Source organism: Methanomassiliicoccales archaeon (genome assembly GCA_036504055.1).
Taxonomy (GTDB): Archaea; Thermoplasmatota; Thermoplasmata; order Methanomassiliicoccales; family UBA472; genus DASXVU01.
The window spans coordinates 1-18,712 of record DASXVU010000017.1 but is presented as its reverse complement, the minus strand read 5'-3'; the positions used below and the strand labels follow the sequence as shown (position 1 = coordinate 18,712).

The following is an 18,712-nucleotide window of genomic DNA, read 5'->3' as shown; positions in this document are numbered from 1 at the left end:
CATTTGCCAAATCCGATATCTCCAGGATTTCCATTCTTCATGGCGTTGTCTATCTCCACGCTCCAGTATGATTTCCGTATGTAGAAGCCAACCCAGAAAGCACCGAAGAAAATGGGCAACAGAAGTGGGAACCAAACCGTCCTGTCGACCGGTGCATTGGAGCGTGAGTCGAAGCTTATGGTCGTCGTATATCTTTGGGTGGAGAGCAAATCATTGCTCTCGCTTCTGCCGCTTACGGTGACGGTGACGGCGAATCCACCCCCGAAGAATCCAGATGTAACCTTGTTCCTGAATTCATGGTTCTCTCCCGGCTTCAGGACCTGGTCTCCACTGAATATCTTGTAGGTCTCGCTCGGGATCGGGTATTCAGGAAACATCCAATTCTGATCTGGCCACGAGATCTTGAGGATGATCTCTGTCACGTGGAGCGACTCATTTCCGCTATTGGTTATCGTTACATGATAATCGAAGGGAACGTCCTGATATCCGATACTAGGACTGGTCCTAATATCACCCGGTCCATCAAGAAGGGCCATGCTTGGATTGGCCAAGACGAACGAGGGGAACGTCACCGCAAAAACGATCAATGCGGTCGCTATCACGGAAATGCCCCGGTTCCTTCTTTTCACAATCTTCCCCGAAGAGGATGTGATATTCCGAATTTAATGGTTGAGGATTGAAGAAGTTTTCATTAAGTCCATGGTGCTGGTTTCACTAAAAACTGTTCACCTTCATTTCAATCAGACGGTGGGTGCCGATTCACACCTCATCATGCGGCATCATTCTTAGAAGATTCTGAAATAAGGATGAGATGTGTGGAAGTTGGATTCGTCCTGTCATGATCATAAAGAGGATATTCCTTCTTTCCGGGACAGAGTAATATTGATATGATGGAAGCAATAAGTCCCTTATCGTTAGGGGTCATAGATTGAACATGGAGTCTGCTGAATGGATGGCTCGGGCGGAACGGGAATACGATTCTGCATTGGACATGTTCAAGATGTCCTACCATCGATTCGCACTATTGCATGCCCAGATGAGCTTGGTCTATTCCCTGCGCGCGGTCGCCATTGATAAAGGCTTGCAGCCTCATGAGACCATCGACCTGGAGGGTCTAGCCCTTCTCGTCGAGACGCCACCGGAGATCTCTGAGATGGTGGAAGATATCAAAAGCGAGTGCTGTCTGATTCACAAGGGGGAGTACTGGCAGGACCCGGACCGGGAGAGGGTTGGCAAGCTTCTCGATGCGGCTGGTGAAGTCCTCGAATGGGTGGAGAACGAGTTCGATAAAAGCTGCTGGTCAGATAAAGAATGATGGAAAGAGTTTGTAAAGGGCTTCGAACAAGATCATTCTTCCTTCCACTTGGAGATGTAAGCCCCCAGCAGTATGAACGCCAAGGCGATCACAGAGATGACCGCTAGGTTGCCGATGGCCGAGCTGCTGTTGGCATAGACCATGGTGTCCCTCAGTCCATTGTTGAGGTACGTCAGCGGGAGCACCTTGGAAACCTCCTGGAGATAGCTGGGCATCTGCTCCAGCGGGAAGAACGATCCCGACAGGAACATCATCGGGAAGGTCACCGCGGATGCGGCGGCGTTGGCCGTCTCCTCGTCCTTGGCGAACCGGGACAGCAGCATGCCCAGACCGGTGAACATCGCCGCGCCGACCACTATAAGCGCCACCGCCTCGATCGTCAGGGTCATGTGCACGTTGAAGGCCAGCATGCCCACGATCATGATCGCCGCAATGGACATGAAACAGACCACAGTGTACCACAGGACATGGGACAGCAACCATTCCATCCTGGTGAACGGGGTCGTGGCCAGCTTCCGGAAGATACCGGTCGACCGGAATCGGGACTGGAGCCCCTGCATGTAGAGCGTGCAGGTGGTCATGATGGTCATGCCCATGATTCCCGGTAGGAAGAAGTCGATGTAGCTCAGCCCTTTCTGGTTGATCTGTCCAGAACCGACCGACATTATCTGGGTGCCGTTCGCGATATGCAGATTGGTGGCATCGGCCAGCGATGAGACGAGGCTCTGCACGACCCTGGCCGAACCGGATGTCGGATCGACCCGCAGCAACACCTGACCGGTGGTGCCAGGGATCGGCGCCAGACTGAAGTTGGCCGGGATGACCAGAACATTGCTCAAGGAGTTGTTCTTGATATACTGGTCCAGGTCCTGGTGGGTCGAGACGTTCACCACCGAGACGACTCCGGTGGACTGCAGCGGCAGGATCACCTGCTGATATCCGGTCGAGTTCTGTCCTTCAAGCGTTGCGGTGTTGTCCTGCACATAGATGGTATAGTTCGAGGGGGCACCGCTGTTGGCGAAGATCGCACCAAAGATGAATATCAGGAACACCGGGAACGCCAGGGTCCAAAAGACCCCGCCTTTGTTCCTGAAGAACATCTTGCCGGTGGCCACGAAGTCGATCAGGACCCGGTTCTTCATGACTCCACCTCCTCGCTTATCTTGCGTCCGGTCAGCTTGAGGAACACGTCCTCCAGCGTTGAGCGTTTCAGAAGGATCTCGTCATACATCGAACCTGATTCGGCCAGCGTCCTTACGATCTTTGGCAGCACGGTCCTGTCCTCGACATGGATCCACAAATCGCCGTTCTTCGAATCATAGGAGAGTCCGGCCTGCGTGAGAGATTCTTTGGCGGCGGATGAGGCACCCTTGATTATGCACAGTGAACCGATCCCATGCTCCTCTATGATCGTCTTCGGAGTCCCGAAGGCGATGAACCTGCCAGAGTTCATGATCGCGACCCGATCGGAGAGCACTTCCGCCTCCTCCATGTAATGCGTCGTCAGAATGACCGTCTTGTTCCTCGACTTCAGGTTGCGGATGACGTCCCACACCTCCCGTCGTGCCTTGGGGTCCAGACCGGTGGTGGGCTCGTCCAGGAATATTATGTCCGGGTCGTTGGCCATGGAGATGGCGACCCCCACCCTCTGCTTCAGTCCGCCGGACAGGTTCTTGAACATCTCGTTCCTCTTCTCTTCCAGATTGACCGCCTTGATGAGATCGTCCGTGGGCAGACTCTTGTCATAGAGGCCCGCAAAATATTCGATGCTCTCTTTGACGGTCAGCAGGTCATAGGAATGGAAATCCTGAGGCAGCACGCCGATCCTCTTCTTGATCTCCTTTTGCTGATGATTGATGTCGTTCCCGAGCACCGTGACCGATCCGGACGTGGGCTGGCGCAGGCATTCCATGATCTCCACAGTGGTGGTTTTCCCCGCACCATTGGGTCCCAAAATGGAGAAGACCTCCCCAGGGTGGACCTCGAAACTGATGCCATTGACGGCGCTCAGGTCGCCGTACTTTTTGACTAGATCCTTGACCTCGATCACGTTTTCGGACATATTACCCCACACCGGAAAGGGTTTGATTACTAATATCTATTGTGAAGGATTGAAATTTATTGACAGGTAATGGCTTGTATATCGAGAACCGATATTTATTATTAAGAGGAACGCCACTCATTTGCATTCCCAGCAGTATTGACATAGCTGATCCCTAGGCTGCAATGGCCATCTTCGGGGTAGGAATCGGCCGAACCCGTCTGCTATCGTTCAAGATATCTCCTCATGGGACAGACCATATTATCTCGTATGATAATCGCAGGCAAAGTCACTTTAAGAATAGGGAGAATCTCAACAACATAATGGAGACGTCCTCGAAAACCCAGGGAGGTGCGCCATGCTATCCAAAGGAATCATGATTCCTCTTTCCTTTGCCAGCCTCCCGGTCATTTCAATCACCTTCTTTGACAAGAAGAACAGGTCCAGGAAACGAAAGGAAGAGGATGAGGTAGATGTACCTCCCGATGGCCTGTCTCTCGAGGATCTCGAGAGCCTGGACCTTGACCAGCTTGAATCCCACAGTTCAAAAACAAATGGGCATGGTTCGCCCTCAGACACCGGCATGAAGGTCATAACGATCCTTCCCGGATGGTCATTCATTCCGAGCATATCTCTCTCTTTCCCCGCCAAGAACAGGTCCGAACCGTCCTTCGATACGGCTGAGGATGAGGAGATCATCGAAGGCATAAGAAAGGCGCCGCTTCCGGATACCATATTTGAATCGGCCAGAAAAAATAACCGCCCTCCCAAGGACCGGGATGTGGCAGAGTTCGATCCCGAGACCGATGCCATCATCCGGCCGGAAGCCTTTGGCGACGACCCGAACATATTGTCCCAATCAACACCTTCGCCCGGCAAGGAGGGCAAGGGGCTGGGTGGATCTCCGGCCAGTCGTCCGCCAGACCCATCGGGGATGGACCTGGATCTCGATCCCGTTCCCAAAGGCATCAATCCAGATCTGGATGTGCCTGACGATCATCTCATCATACCGCAAAGACCGGGACCGGACCGCTCCACAGTGGTGCCGGTAGCTCTGGACAGGGATGATCTGGACCTTTTGCTCGGTGGGGGATTCCCCCGCAGTTCCATCGTCCTCATCGAGGGAAAGAAGGGTTCCGGCGTGGAACAGTTCGTCCAGCGCCTCACCTATGGGTTCCTGCAGAACGGGGTCGGTGTCACCTACATCTCGACCGAGAACGCCACCAGCGATTTCATCGAGCAGATGTACGGTTCCGGATATCTGATGGCGAACCATCTGCTCGGGAGGAAGATCCTCTATATTCCCATCGATTCGCTCATACGCAAGGAACGTGCCATGTCGGGATACATAGACCGCCTGATCCGTTCACCGCAACTGCTCAATGAGGTGATGATCATAGATCGGCTGTCCACCATGACCGGCAATGACCTGGATGAGAACGGGCACCTCAAATTGCTTTCTTACCTGAAGGGTGCCGTGACCAAGAACCGCACAGTGATCCTGGTGACCGACGAGAAGCAGAACGGGATCGAGACCATCCGGGAAGAGGCCAAGGCCAGGATGAGCATGGCTGTGATCGAGGACGGGCCGGAGACCACCCATTCGGTCCATGTGCTGAAATATCCGGAATCGATCCCAGAGGCGAAAGAGGAAATCCGTTTCAAGATAGAACCGGGTCTCGGAATGGTCGTCCAGTGATTTCTGCGACCTGTTCCAATTTTTGATAACTGGCAGACAACGTCTTTATAAACAGGTGCCCCTCGAAAGCTGAACATCCTTGAGGGCTGAAACCGATGCGTGAGACCCGGTCGAGATACAATTCCGCTTGCTTTCTGGTAGCCCTGTTGCTCCTAGTGCCATTGTTCTCAATGAACGCCGCCGCGGCACCGGTCCCCGACCGTCCGACCAACCCGGCAGCGTCGGGAGGCAATGCCAAGGTCACCATCGAATGGACCGCCCCGACGGACACCGGTGGGCTGCAGATTACTGGTTATACGGTCTACAAAGGTGTCGATCCCCTGTCGATGGACCGATATATGGAACTCGCACCCTCTCCCTGCACTTACCAGGATATGATCGTCATCAACGGGCAGACCTACTTCTATTCGGTGTCCGCCCACAACGCCAACGGGGAAGGGCCCCGGTCCGACACGGTCTCTGCTAAGCCCCTCAACGTCCCTTCGGCTCCGACCGCCCCTTCCGCCACTGCATCCATCGGGCAGATGTCCGTGAAATGGAACCCGCCCTACAACGAAGGCGGTTCCCCGGTATCCGGCTATCGCATCTATCGCGGAACGTCCGCTTCCCTTCTGCTGTTCGCGAACGACACTGATCAGACCACCTTCACCGATGGTGGGCTGAGCAAAGGCCAGACCTATTATTATCAGATATCAGCGGTGAACGAGGTGGGCGAAGGGCCCAAGTGCTCGGTGTTCCAGGGAACGCTGGCATCCCCGCCAGGGCCTCTCCTTGACGTTCAGGCGGTCGCCTCCGCGTCCAAGGTGACATTGACGTGGACAGCTCCCGCCTTCAATGGCGGCTCACCGATAACCGGTTACAACATCTACCGATCTGTCGTTCCCGGGCAGGAGACCATCCTTCAGACCGTCACCGCCACCACCTACCAGGACCTCAACCTGGTTAACGGCGTCACTTACTATTACCGGATCTCGGCGGCAAACGCCATCGACCAGGGGCAATTGTCCAACGAGGTCCCATGCACTCCGGCCGCGGTCCTCGGCCCGCCCGCATCGATCAGAGCGGTGCCCTCCAATTCTAACATTTCCTTAAGCTGGGCCGCACCGGAGAATACCGGAGGGTCGCCCGTAACATCTTATAAGATATACCGAGGGACCTCCTCCGCCATGCTGGTGCTCCTGAGAATCGTCTCCGAGACCGACTACCAGGACACTGGCCTGACCAACGGCCAGGCATATTTCTACAAGATCAGCTCCGTCAACATGGTCGGCGAAGGCTCCCAGTCGGCAGCGGTCAGCGCGACACCGTTCTACACCCCTTCCGCGCCCCTTTCGCTCATCGCCACCGGAGGCAACGGAGGAGTGTCCTTGGGTTGGTCCGCTCCATTCAGCAACGGCGGTGCTTCCATATTGCGTTATCATGTCCAATGGTCCAATTCGGCCGCCGGACCATGGACCATCATCGACACCTTCAGCACCGGAACGGCGTATGCCCACACCGGCCTGACCAACGGCATCACCTACTATTACCAGGTGGCTGCGGTTAACGCCGCTGGGGAGGGTCAATGGACAGATATCGAATCGGCCACCCCCCACACCGTTCCATCTTCACCGACCATATCTTCCGTGACCGGCGGAAAGGGCAACGTAACGATGGTATTGACCGCCCCCGCTTCCGACGGCGGGTCCCCGCTCACCAAATATTCGCTATATCGTGGCACATCCATCGGAACGGAGACGCTCCTCCGGGATGTCGGGTTGGGGCTGACCATTGTGGATAGGGCGGTATCTCCAGGCGTCACCTATTACTATCGGGTCACCGCCTCTAGTTCGATCGGAGAGAGCTTGAAATCGAACGAGGCCAGCGCCACGACCTTCGGTCTGCCCTCTGCTCCGGCCTCCCTGACCTGCACGGCCGGGGACAGGCAGGTATCACTACAATGGAGCATACCGAGCTCGGATGGCGGTTCTCCGGTCCAAACCTATCGGTTGTTCTTCGGCACCATCTCAGGCATCTATTCCGGCAATGTGACCGTGCCCTCGACCTCCTACATGAACGGACCATTGACAAACGGCATACGCTACTTCTACGCGGTCTCCGCTGTCAACGAAGTGGGCCAGGGCTCTCTTTCCGCTGAGTGTTCCGCAGTTCCTATGACCAATCCGTCCGCTCCCCAGTCATTGTTGGCGACCGGTGGGGTCAGGCAGGTTTCCCTTACCTGGCAACCGCCGCTGACCAATGGAGGCTCAGAGATCGATGGCTACCGGCTCTATCGCGGACGTACCGTTTCAAGTGAGTCCCTCATCGCCACGCTCGGCCCGGAGGTCAGGTTCACCGACACCGGCCTTCTGGATGGCACGACCTATTATTATTCCGTGTCTGCCATCAATGAACAGGGAGAGAGCTGGCGCAGCCTCGACGCTGCCGCGAGGACGAACGCCGTTCCCACCGCACCGACCTCCCTGTCGATCCACGCGGGCGATTCCCAGGTACAGCTTTCGTGGTCTGCTCCGGATGACAATGGCGGTTCGCCCATCAGATCCTACGACGTTTATCGGTCGACGGTCCTTGGCAGCTACGTGCTGGTGGCACACACCACCTCACTGGGCTATTCTGACCTGGACCTGATAAATGGCCAACGTTACTATTACGCAGTTTCGGCCGTCAACCTTGTTGGTGAGGGTCCGCGAGCCTTGCTGGACTCGGTCATGCCTGCCGGCATTCCGTCGGCACCGTTGCAGGTGGTCGCCACCCCGGGCGTGAAAAACATAATCATCACTTGGGACGCCCCAACCACCGATGGCGGCTCATCCGTGCTGGGATATCACGTACTCCGCGGAAACGCACCGGACTCGGGAACGCATGTCGGCGATGTCAACTCCAATTCATACACCGATTCACCGATGTCCGATGGAGAGACCTACTATTACCGCGTGGTCGCCTATAACGACGTCGACGTGGGACCACCATCCGAGGAAGTGTCGGCCACGTCGTTCTCCCTTCCCGGCATCCCGACGTTCCTTCAGGCGGAAGTGTCGGACCGGTCGATCTCCCTGCACTGGTCAGAACCGGTGACAGACGGCGGCGCATCGATCGTTTATTATTCGGTCTATGGGGGAGATCAGCCGGACTCGATGCCCTTGGTCACGACCATCTCGTCCCGGACCTATGACCTATCCGGATTGATCAACGGCCACTCCTATTTCTTCGCTGTTTCGGCCACCAACGCCGTTGGCGAAGGTCCGTCGACGGACTCGTTGTCGGCGGTGCCATCGAGGGCGCCTTCCATGCCTTTGCACTTCACTTCTGTCGCCGGTATCAGGCAGGTGACCCTCAGCTGGTCAGTTCCGTCCGATGATGGCGGGGCCAGCGTGAATGCTTACCATCTGTACCGTTCTCTCGCGGTGACCGGACCGTACGAACACGTGGTTTCCTTAGGCGCGACATCCTACACCGATTCCCAGCTCAACAACGGGGTTAAATACTACTACCATATAGCCGCGGTAAATGCAGCCGGGGAAGGTCAATACGCTGCTACGAGTTCTACCACGTTCCCGGCACCGGACCCTTCGCGGCTGAATGCCGAAGCGAACGGTATGGACATACATCTGACCTGGTCGGCCTCTACTGGTGCAACCTCCTATCGGTTATATCGCGGGGACGCCACCGGAGCGGAGACCTTCCTGGAGTCGGTGGAGACCAACCACCATGTGGATGGGCCGTTCGTCTCCGGTCGTTCCTTGTACTATTTCGTCACCGCGGTCAACGCGACCGGCGAGAGCATGCCATCGAACGAAGTGACCGCCACCATCGTGACATCTCCTTCGGCGCCGGTCAATCTGACCGCCAACGTCGTAGGGACCAAGGCAGTTCTCAGATGGGAACCTTCGATAGACAATGGTGGCTCCACCCATCTGACCTACCAGGTGCTGCGCGGTCTTTCCCGGGGCTCCGAGGTGGCCATCGGGACCTGTGATTCCGCCAAGTTCAACGACAGCTCGATCGTTTCCGGTCACCTCTATTATTATCAGGTGAAGGCCGTCAACTCCGCCGGGACCGGCCCAGCATCGAACGAGGTCAGCCTGCTATATCGCAACACCTTCACCGCGCCCATCCTGACCGCCACTCCGGGCGTTGAGAAGGTCACCCTACGATGGACCATACCGGCACAGACGAATGGGCCTTCGCTCATCGGTTATCGTGTCTATCGGGGAAGTTCGAGCGGTTCGGAGACCTTCCTCATCGGCGTGGAAGTCACCGAGATGACCGACACCAGCGTTACATTGGGACAGACCTACTATTACCAGGTGAGAGGGCTGACCGGTGTCGAGGAAGGTCCGGCCTCCAATGAGGCCAACGCCAAACCCTTTACCTATCCGGGGATCCCGATCTCGTTCTCGGCAACGCCGGCCAAGGCCTCGGCCACCATGAACTGGTCGGCGCCGATTTCCGATGGATATTCGCCCATAATCGGCTACCACATATTCAGTGGCGTCTCAGCGGGAGATCTCAGGCTGGAGGCCACGGTCTCCGAAACACGATACCAGGACGTCGATGTGGAGGCGGGAGTCACCTACTATTACAAGGTCACAGCATACAACGCCGCTGGCGACGGAAACGCCACTGGAGTGGTGTCCGTAACCATTCCGGCGGTCATCGATCCGCCCATAGGCCTTGTCGCAACTGGCTCAGAAGGAAGGATCACCCTGGTCTGGAACCAGCCCGCAGGGGCGAACGTGTTAACCTACAGCATCTTCCGGGGGAACGATTCAGGCGAGGCGGTCTATGTGACCAATTATCCGGGCACCAGATGGGTGGACAACAACGTAACAGCGGGGCAGTCATATTACTACCGGGTCTCGGCCACCACAACGAAAGGCGTGAGCCAAATGTCCGAGGAAGCGGTGGCAACGCCAAAGGCGGCACAGAGCCTCTCTGAGGAAAGTCTGTTCGATCAGATGTGGTTCCGCATCGCGGTGATAATGGGCATCCTGGTGGTGGGCTTCTTCTCCTTCATACTATTCGTCAAGAAGGGTAAGGTCCGTGTTAGCCGAGGCAAGTGACGTGGTATGATATGGGCACTACAAACGCCACCGAAGGAGGTTTAGAAATCTTACGAATTCTTCAAATTATGATCTGTTCTGCATCGTATCGTTATTTTTTCCGATAATTATTTACAAATGTTTGGAATATTTACCGATTTAGATATCAGTTTTGATTCCTATATGAGGCCATTTATATGACATTGAGGCCAGTCCAGACATATGCACCGGGAATACCATAGTGCTCACCACATCCTCATCGCACTGGTATTGCTGCTGCCTGGACTGCTTTTACCCTTCGCCTCATCGCCCGCCACAACAGCATCGCCATTCACAGGGGGAACATCGGGCCCATCGGTTCAAACACATGCCATGACCACCGAAGAAGCAGTTCGGATGGAATCTGTCATGGGCACCTACATGGAAGGGGTCGACTACAATGTCATCGTCGATGGTCACGGCACAGGGCTGGCTCCTCCCACGGCCGCCCAGTATTCAGAAATGGTCGGGAATGTGCAGGTCACCGATTCGGTGCAGACCGGCCTCATGTCCCAATCATCCTACGACCTGTCGGCTCAGCCATATTTCCCTGCGGTAGGCAATCAATTGAGCCAGGGATCATGCGCGGCTTGGGCCATGGCCTACTACGACTACGGCTACCTAGAGGCCAGGGACAATAATTGGACCGATGCCTCCACAGGCAATCCGGCGCATCTTATGAGCCCCGCCTGGACCTACAATCGGGTCAATTACGGGATAGACCGCGGTACCTTCATGGACAACGTCGCTGACATCATCAAGGACTGGGGAGTTGCCAGTCTGGCCACCATGCCCTACAATCCCACGGACCTCACCAGCTGGGGCAATGAGTCAGCCGCCCGGGAAGCCCCTCTGCATCGTGCGGCCGGTCTCAGTTACATAAGCTACAGCTCTTCCAACCCTTCTAGTGCATTGACAACCATCAAGAACCTCATCTCGGCGAACTCCCCGGTGACGTTCGCCATCGACGCAAACGTCTTCACCTCCTCACTGACGGACAACATCATAACCGCCAATGAGTACAATTCAAAGACCATGAACCACGCTCAGACCATTGTCGGGTATGATGACGCCAAGTCTGACGGTGTCCACTCCGATGTGGGCGCCTTCAAGGTGGTCAACTCCTGGGGGAAGAACTGGGGCAATGGGGGCTATTACTGGATATCCTACGAGGCCATGAAGAAGATCGGAAGCAACCTTTACCTTACCTACATCACCGACAAGCCCTCATACCGGCCCAGCCTCCTTGCGATAATCGAATTCAACAACCTTCCCTCCCGGGAATCGTCGATCACCGTCGGCGTCGGATCAGTTGGCAGTGCCGACAAGTTCGTCCCATATTTCGAAAAGAACTACGATGCTTCCGTCACCGCCACCTTCCCATCCTTCCTGGCCTTGGATATGACCGATCTCCTGGCAAAGTACAAGCCTACCAACAATGGCTTCTACCTGACCTTGGGCTCGACGACCACTCCTGGCATCGTCTCCTCGTTCCGCATCGAACAGTACCAGAACGGCTACGCCAAAGCCGCCACACAGGTGTCCGGCCAGTCTCTTGATGTGCCCAAGGCCAATCCAGGATCTGTGACGGTCACGATGACGCCTTATGCCTCCATAGCCCCGGAGACCGCATTGGACAACGCTGGCCTGACCATCAGCGGTTCGGGGAATGCCCAGTGGTCCCCAGTCACCCGAGACTATCATTCCAATGGCAGTGCCATGCAGAGCGGCAACATAGGCAATGGCGCCAGGAGCATCATCCAGACGATCGCTCTCGGTCCCTCCACGATCTCATTCTGGTGGAAAACGTCCACAGCCAACACCGATGTGGCAAGGTTCTATGTAGACTCCGTCAACAGGGCCAACGCTAGCGGCGTCACTGCATGGTCACAGGTGAGCCTGGCGATCGCTTCGGGGACGCATATCCTCAGATGGGAGTATGTGAAGGACGCCTCGGTCGCCGGCAATCAGGACCTGGTCCTGCTCGACCAGGTGGTCGCCACTTCGGGAAGCACTGTCCCCTCTGCACCGACCGGCCTCTCAGCAACGGTCGGATCCAGCATCCAGCTGAACTGGTCTGCCCCATCCTCCAACGGAGGTTCGGCGATATCCTCCTATGGGATATACCGTGGAACCTCTGCCGGAGGGGAAACGTTGCTGACCAGCGTGTCCGCCTCGTCCTTGACATACACCGATTCCGCCGCCACCGTGGACCAGGATTTCTTCTACCAGGTCACTGCGGTGAACTCCATCGGTGAATCGCCCTCATCGAACGAGGTCCGTGCCAAGATCCCGGCGTCCGTTCCTTCGGCCCCTTCTGCACTGAACATAATGGCCGGCGCATCGTACATAGACCTGACATGGTCCTCCAACGAGGTCGGCCTGGCCGGGTTCCACCTCTACCGAGGCACCGCCTCCAATGGGGAGACGCTGTTACAGACGCTGTCGTCGACGGCCCGTTCCTATCGGGACAGCGCGGTCGTGGCTGGCACTATCTACTACTATAGAATGGACGCCTTCAACGATCTCATTTCATCGTCCTATGGCAATGAGGTTTCAATTCGTATACCTGTCATCCCTGACCCTCCAACCGGCCTTACAAGCACCGTCACAGGATCAAGCGTCCATCTTAATTGGACAGCTCCACATGACGATGGGGGATCTGCGATCCTCGGTTACAAGGTCTACCGAGGCACGGTCTCGGGCGGAGAGGCCGCCTCACCGATCGGCACGTTCAGTTCGACCTCCTACGACGACCTGACCACCACCCCCGGCATCCGGTATTATTATGTGGTCAGATCCTTCAATGCCGTGGGAAGCTCCGTTATCGGCAATGAGGCGACAGTGAGGGTACCCACCGTTCCCAGCCCACCGGCATCACTGAATGCGGTGGTTTCCGGGTCCTACATCCACCTGAGCTGGACGTTGCCCATTGAGAACGGCGGAGCCACCATCGATCGATACGCCATCTATCGTGGCACCTTCCCGGGAGCGGAGAGTCCGACGGCCATCGGATCCTCCGGGACCACGTCATATGACGATGCATCAGCGGTCGTCGGGGTCCAATATTATTATGTAGTCAGAGCGCACAACCAGGTTGGAGAATCCGCATCGAGCAACGAAGCATCCAGCCGCATTGTTCTTGCCCCGGACGCCCCCTCCTCCCTGACGGTAAGCGTCACGCTCGGGCATATTTCACTCTCCTGGACCGCTCCGTCGTCCAATGGTGGCAGCCCGGTGACGTCATACAGGATGTTCCGCGGTGCAACCGCGGATCCGGCCATGCATGTGCAGATCGGGACCGCGAGCACCACATCCTATGACGACACCCAGATAATCGTGGGACAGACCTACTACTATTCTGTGAAAGCGGCCAACATCGTGGGCAGCTCGGTGTACAGCAATGTCGTTTCCGCCTTGGCGAAGGGGCTTCCGAGTGCACCTGCGGCGCTCACCGCACAGATATCCGACCGGTCGGTGCTCCTCTCGTGGTCGGCGCCGACCAGCATCGGGTTCTCAACGATTGCCGGGTACAAGGTATACCGGTCGGGCACTTCCGGTACGGAGACGTTGATCGCCACCGCCACCGGGATGACCTACAACGACAACGGCCTAGTCAACGGCATGGTGTATTACTATAGGGTATCGGCTGTAAATGCAATGGGAGAAGGGCCTCTGAGCCCCGAGTTCCATGACTCTCCCGCTACGATACCGGATGCCCCGAAGATGGCAGACACCGCATTCTCAATCGGCACCATGGAACTTACCTGGTCAGTATCCGAATCCGGTGGGCGGCCCATTATCGGATTCTCGGTCTATCGTGGGAGTTCTTCGGACTTCTCCTCGGCTTCACCGGTGGCTCAATCCATCACCGACCCTGTCTATCTTGATTCGTCGGTGGCTGTCGGTTCGACCTACTACTATTTCGTCACCGCGACCAACGCCATGGGAACTTCCATGCCTGGCCTCTCCGGTCCGATCGTCATATCCAGTTCGCCATCGGCGCCGAGATCTGTCACCGCGGTGGTGGTTTCTGATCGCATCCAGCTGAGCTGGACCGCCCCGGCCTCCGTGGGATCTTCGCCCATATCAGGTTATTATGTCTACCGTTCCCTCGTATCTGGGCAAGGGATGGCCATAGAGCACTTAGGCAACACTCTGGCCTATAGTGATCATGCATTGACCCTTGGACAGACCTATCACTACAGCGTATCCGCCGAGAACCAGGACGGTTCGGGGCCGCTCTCATCCGAGGTGACCACCGCCTTCATGTTCGCCCCCGACCCGCCCTCCGACCTTATGGCCACGGGATCCATCGGGGCCGCCTGGCTGACCTGGTCGGTTCCAGCAGTGAATGGAGGTCCACTGTCCGGCTACACAGTGTACATGCGGACCTCCGACGGATCGGCGATCACAAGACAGGTGGGCTCCAGTTCCCCTTCCGCCCTCATCAGCGGTCTGACCAATGGAGTACAATACTGGTTCACCGTCACCGCCACCAATTCAGCGGGGGAAGGATCATCCAGTTCCCAAGCGAGCTGCGTAATAGGCTCCGTGCCCAGCACACCCACTGCCTTGTCAGCGTCCGCGGGTAATGGCTCGATCTCCATCTCCTGGGAGAAACCTGCGTCCGATGGCGGTCTCAGCGACCTGAGCTATCAGCTTTGGCGTTCGACGAGCGGTGAGAGCACGCTCATCGCTACGCTTGGCAGTTCGGCAAGGACATATGCCGACACCTCGGTCGTTATCGGGACCACCTATCGGTATGTGATGACCGCCTCAAACTCGATCGGAACCGGCATTCAATCTGGCCAGGTTAGCGCGACCGCAGCGATCGTTCCAGGACCGCCATCCGAGGTATCGGTGGAATCTGATTCATCATCCATTACCGTAACCTGGGCAATACCAGAGGACGATGGTGGGATCCCCTTGTCCGGTTTTAGCATCCACCGTTCCTCTGGAGCAGTGTGGACGATGATCATGACGATCAACAGCCCGACGGTCACGATGTATCGGGACCAGTCAATAATGGATGGGGTATTGTATCAATACCGCATCGCGGGGATCAATGGCGTCGGGGAAGGATTCAGGTCCTGGCCCTCATCCCCAATTTCCACGATGTCGATACCATCCGCGTTCAGCATGAACGCGTTGGTGGGGGATTCGAACATAACGTTATTCTGGGACATCCCCGCCAGCATAGGGGCGCCATTGTCCGGTTTCGACATCCTCCGGACCGAATCCCAGAGCGGATCGGTAACCCTGACGGCCGTCTCTTCTACCACCATCAGATTCGTCGATGATAAGGTGATCCCGGGATGCGATTACGTTTACAGGATCACCGCCATAAATGCACTAGGTTCAACCTCGACCGATCAGACAAAGGTCCATTCGCTTCGCAACGTCACACTTGAGATGTCGGTCGTGCCATTCCAGAATAGCGTGTCGGTATCGGGTACCGTCTCCGATCTGGCCGGGAATGGGATAGGCGGTCAGAAAGTGACCATCTATCGCAGCGCCAGTATGACCGGGGACTGGTCCATCCTGGCGCAACTAAATACGACGGCCAGCGGTAAGTTCTCCTCGTTGATCACCGGCGGCGCAGGTATCTTTGGTCTCAGGGCAGTTCTGTCCGATGATGGCACGCACTCACCGATTACGATAGAACAGGCCGTCGGTTCGTTGAGATTGAAGAACGGGGGCATGGCGAACATCATATCGAATTCAGCGGTGTCCGATGCAACCCTCAACGCCGATAACATGCTGACCTTCACACTCGAACAGGCAGGTACCGCAAATATCACGATTCCGAAGGATTCTGTATCGGACCTCGACCTCATCGGTGTGACCATCGATGGCCAACAGCGCAACTATGAGGTCACCGAGACAGACGACCAATACATCTTCCATGTGAGCGATATCAAGGCTGGACAGATAATATCCATGAGCATCGGTCGGCCGTCCGCGGAGGACAACCTTCCGTTGCTGGTTATCTTCGTATTGATGATCGGGGCTTTAGGTATCTTTGTTATTGTACGCGGGAATATGAGAAAGGGGCATAGATGAACTGAATGGGACCGGCCGATCGATCTCACCTGATTCAAAGCCAACCGTGGCCATGATCCAAAGGCAAGACGATGATCTTGGCAGATAGACGATCCATTCTTTCGCCTCATGATCCCTTAGTTGCCGAACTTCCATTCATATGCTATCGGCCGTAAGTTGCGCTGAAATTTCACTTTTGAGAATGAATGGAGCATTTTGGGAGGCAATATCGTATCCAGATGTTTCGAGGTCAGAATCAAACCCTCGATTCTACCTCATTATTTCTCCAAAATGAATTCAATAAAAATCATTATTCCAAAAAATAATAAATTGTACGCATAGATAAATATGATGTGCTGGCTATGTTTATTCATCGATGGCTAATAATCACAGTGAAAAGAAAATCTGTAAAAATACAATACAATTCCTAACATTACATTTAATCCAGTCAAATTTCATCAATTATTTGACTCATAACTCTATTATGATTAATATCTGTGCTATTATTGCATAATAGTAATGCCAGTATTAATTTTCATGAATTGTAATAATTCAAAAAATGGAGCTACCTTGAAAATTCTCTAGTCACCAAACTATATATATCTTTTTCCTCAATTGTTTAATTGTGAAAATAGCCCGGAGATAAGTCACCTAACTATTGACAAAATGGACTTGTCTTTGAAGCTAAGGGGAGGAGGGGTTAAATGAACAGATCCGGAGCTCTAAAGCTCACAGCAATACTACTAGTGCTGGTCCTATGCATCTCGACCGTTGGCATAGGATTGCAGTTGGCCTCCAAGGGCACATCCTCGGTCAACTCGGTTGATGCCTCAACCGTACCTACCGGAGATCAGCCCTTGAACACGGGAGACAGCTCGTCGACTTCTGGACAGGGCTCTGGGAGCTCGGACGATTCATCGAACAACGCATATAATGGTGGCGACCTGCCACAACTGTTCTTGCCTGGTAACTACGATTACCGGGCGCTCTATTGGAGCGAGCACGGTGATAGCCGTATCTCAACCCACACAAGCACTGTATTGAGCGCGGAGACGATCACCTACGGACAGTCCGTTGTTGACGTGGCAAAAGTGACCGCCACTCATGGGGAAAATGTACCCACTGGCACAGTCGATTTCCAAGTGAAGGTCGGAAACGGCGGCTGGAACACGTACACCGGAGGGGACAACGTTAATCTGGTCGATGGTTCCGCGGTCTCGGGAGCCTATACTCCGATAGCATCCGGTACCTATCACTTCCGGGCTGTATACGAAGGTAACAGCCACTTCTACACTTCTCACAGCGGTGACGACGAGGAGGAATTGACCGTCCTGAAGGCCCCAACGACCACATCCACCGTGCTTGGCGCGACCGAGATCACCCTTGGCAGGTCAGTAACTGACAATGCCACAGTGGCCGGTGTGGGCACTGGTTTCCCGGTACCGACCGGAACAGTGACCTTCATGGTCAAGGCGCCAGGCGGATCATTCGTGCAATACGGCGGTATCAAGACCCTGGACAGCAATGGAAAGGCTGTTTCGGATCCCTATATCCCTCAGATGACCGGGAACTATCAGTTCAAGGCAGTCTATGCCCCGGCCGCACACAGCAAGCTCTATCTGGAATCATGGAGCGTGGCTGAGGACGAGCAGTTGGTCGTTATCAAGGCCACCTCGGCCACGGCGACAGTATTGAGCTCCGGCAGCATCGTCCTGGGCTCATCGATCACCGATACGGCGATCGTGACCGGCGTCAGCGGATTGTCCACCCCGACCGGCACCGTGACCTTCATGGTCAAGGAGCCGGGAGCCCTGGACTTCGTTCCGTTCGGCCAGGTCAAGATCCTCGATGCAAGCGGACAGGCAGTAATGGATTCATGCACGCCGCTCGCCACTGGTACCTACTACTTCATGGCCGTATACAACGGCGATGCGAAGTATGTCGGCTCCCAGAGCAGCGCCGAGGAAGAGATCCTTCTGGTCAGTCCGACGTTGACCGCGATCTCACTGACCACGGTCCTTTCGTCCGACTCGATCATCCTGGGCGATTCCGTCTATGACACGGTAACCGTACCGAACCAGGGAACCGGTTTCCCGATGCCGACCGGCACCGTGACCTTTGAGGTCATGGTCCCGGGAACGATGTCTTTCGTTCCGTTCGGAGTTGGGCCGGTATCCCTTGACGCAAATGGACAGGCAGTCTCCGAGGATTACATGCCACAGATGGCTGGAACTCACTATTTCCTGGCCATCTACAGCGGGGACGCGAATTACGTGGGCGGACAGAGCCCGGTCGAGTCTGAGCCACTCGAAGTGGCAAAGGCACCGACCTTTACCCTGACCACTCTGTTCACGACCGGGGAGAGCTTCCTTTTGGGAGACTCGGTCTACGATTACGCTGAGGTAATCGCCTTGAACGGGGACCTGCCCATCCCGACCGGGACGGTAACGTTCCAGGTCAGCACCGACAACGGTGTTAGCTGGGAGATGATCGGATCCCCGGTCATCCTGGTCGATGGCAAGGCATATTCC

Annotated in this window: 8 protein-coding genes; 5 read left to right on the top strand and 3 right to left on the bottom strand. The window is 55.7% G+C overall.

Annotation, left to right across the window (positions count from 1 at the left end; genetic code table 11):
* A partial coding sequence (locus tag VGK23_04310) for a hypothetical protein (GenBank protein HEY3419756.1) occupies positions 1–629 on the bottom strand: 629 nt, incomplete at its 3' end.
* A gap of 305 nt (positions 630–934) precedes the next feature.
* Here VGK23_04310 and VGK23_04305 point away from each other — a divergent pair.
* Positions 935–1,315: a HEPN domain-containing protein gene (locus tag VGK23_04305; GenBank protein HEY3419755.1), complete on the top strand. Its 381-nt coding sequence runs from the start codon at positions 935–937 to the stop codon at positions 1,313–1,315.
* A 32-nt stretch (positions 1,316–1,347) separates the two neighbouring features.
* Here the strand turns inward: VGK23_04305 and VGK23_04300 are convergent, their stop codons facing one another.
* Both VGK23_04300 and VGK23_04295 read right to left on the bottom strand, forming a co-directional pair.
* Entirely contained in the window at positions 1,348–2,457 is a 1,110-nt protein-coding gene (locus tag VGK23_04300; protein ID HEY3419754.1) for an ABC transporter permease, read from the bottom strand.
* The gene (locus VGK23_04295) at positions 2,454–3,377 is read right to left on the bottom strand and encodes an ABC transporter ATP-binding protein (protein HEY3419753.1); all 924 of its coding nucleotides are present in this window, start codon (positions 3,375–3,377) and stop codon (positions 2,454–2,456) included. The genes VGK23_04300 and VGK23_04295 overlap by 4 nt, the downstream gene beginning before the upstream one ends.
* 337 nt (positions 3,378–3,714) lie before the next feature.
* Between VGK23_04295 and VGK23_04290 the strand changes: the two genes are divergently transcribed.
* The 4 genes from VGK23_04290 to VGK23_04275 form a co-directional block, all read left to right on the top strand.
* On the top strand, positions 3,715–5,055 hold the full coding sequence (locus tag VGK23_04290) for an ATPase domain-containing protein (GenBank protein ID HEY3419752.1): 1,341 nt from the start codon (positions 3,715–3,717) through the stop codon (positions 5,053–5,055).
* A 95-nt stretch (positions 5,056–5,150) separates the two neighbouring features.
* A complete protein-coding gene (locus VGK23_04285) occupies positions 5,151–10,118 on the top strand; it encodes a fibronectin type III domain-containing protein (protein ID HEY3419751.1) in 4,968 nt (1,655 codons plus the stop codon).
* A 201-nt stretch (positions 10,119–10,319) separates the two neighbouring features.
* Positions 10,320–16,202 carry a fibronectin type III domain-containing protein gene (locus VGK23_04280; GenBank protein ID HEY3419750.1) on the top strand — a complete coding sequence of 1,961 codons (5,883 nt, stop codon included), beginning with the start codon at positions 10,320–10,322 and terminating at the stop codon, positions 16,200–16,202.
* 683 nt (positions 16,203–16,885) lie between these two features.
* Positions 16,886–18,712: Ig-like domain-containing protein (locus tag VGK23_04275; GenBank protein ID HEY3419749.1), on the top strand; the 1,827-nt coding region annotated here is incomplete at its 3' end.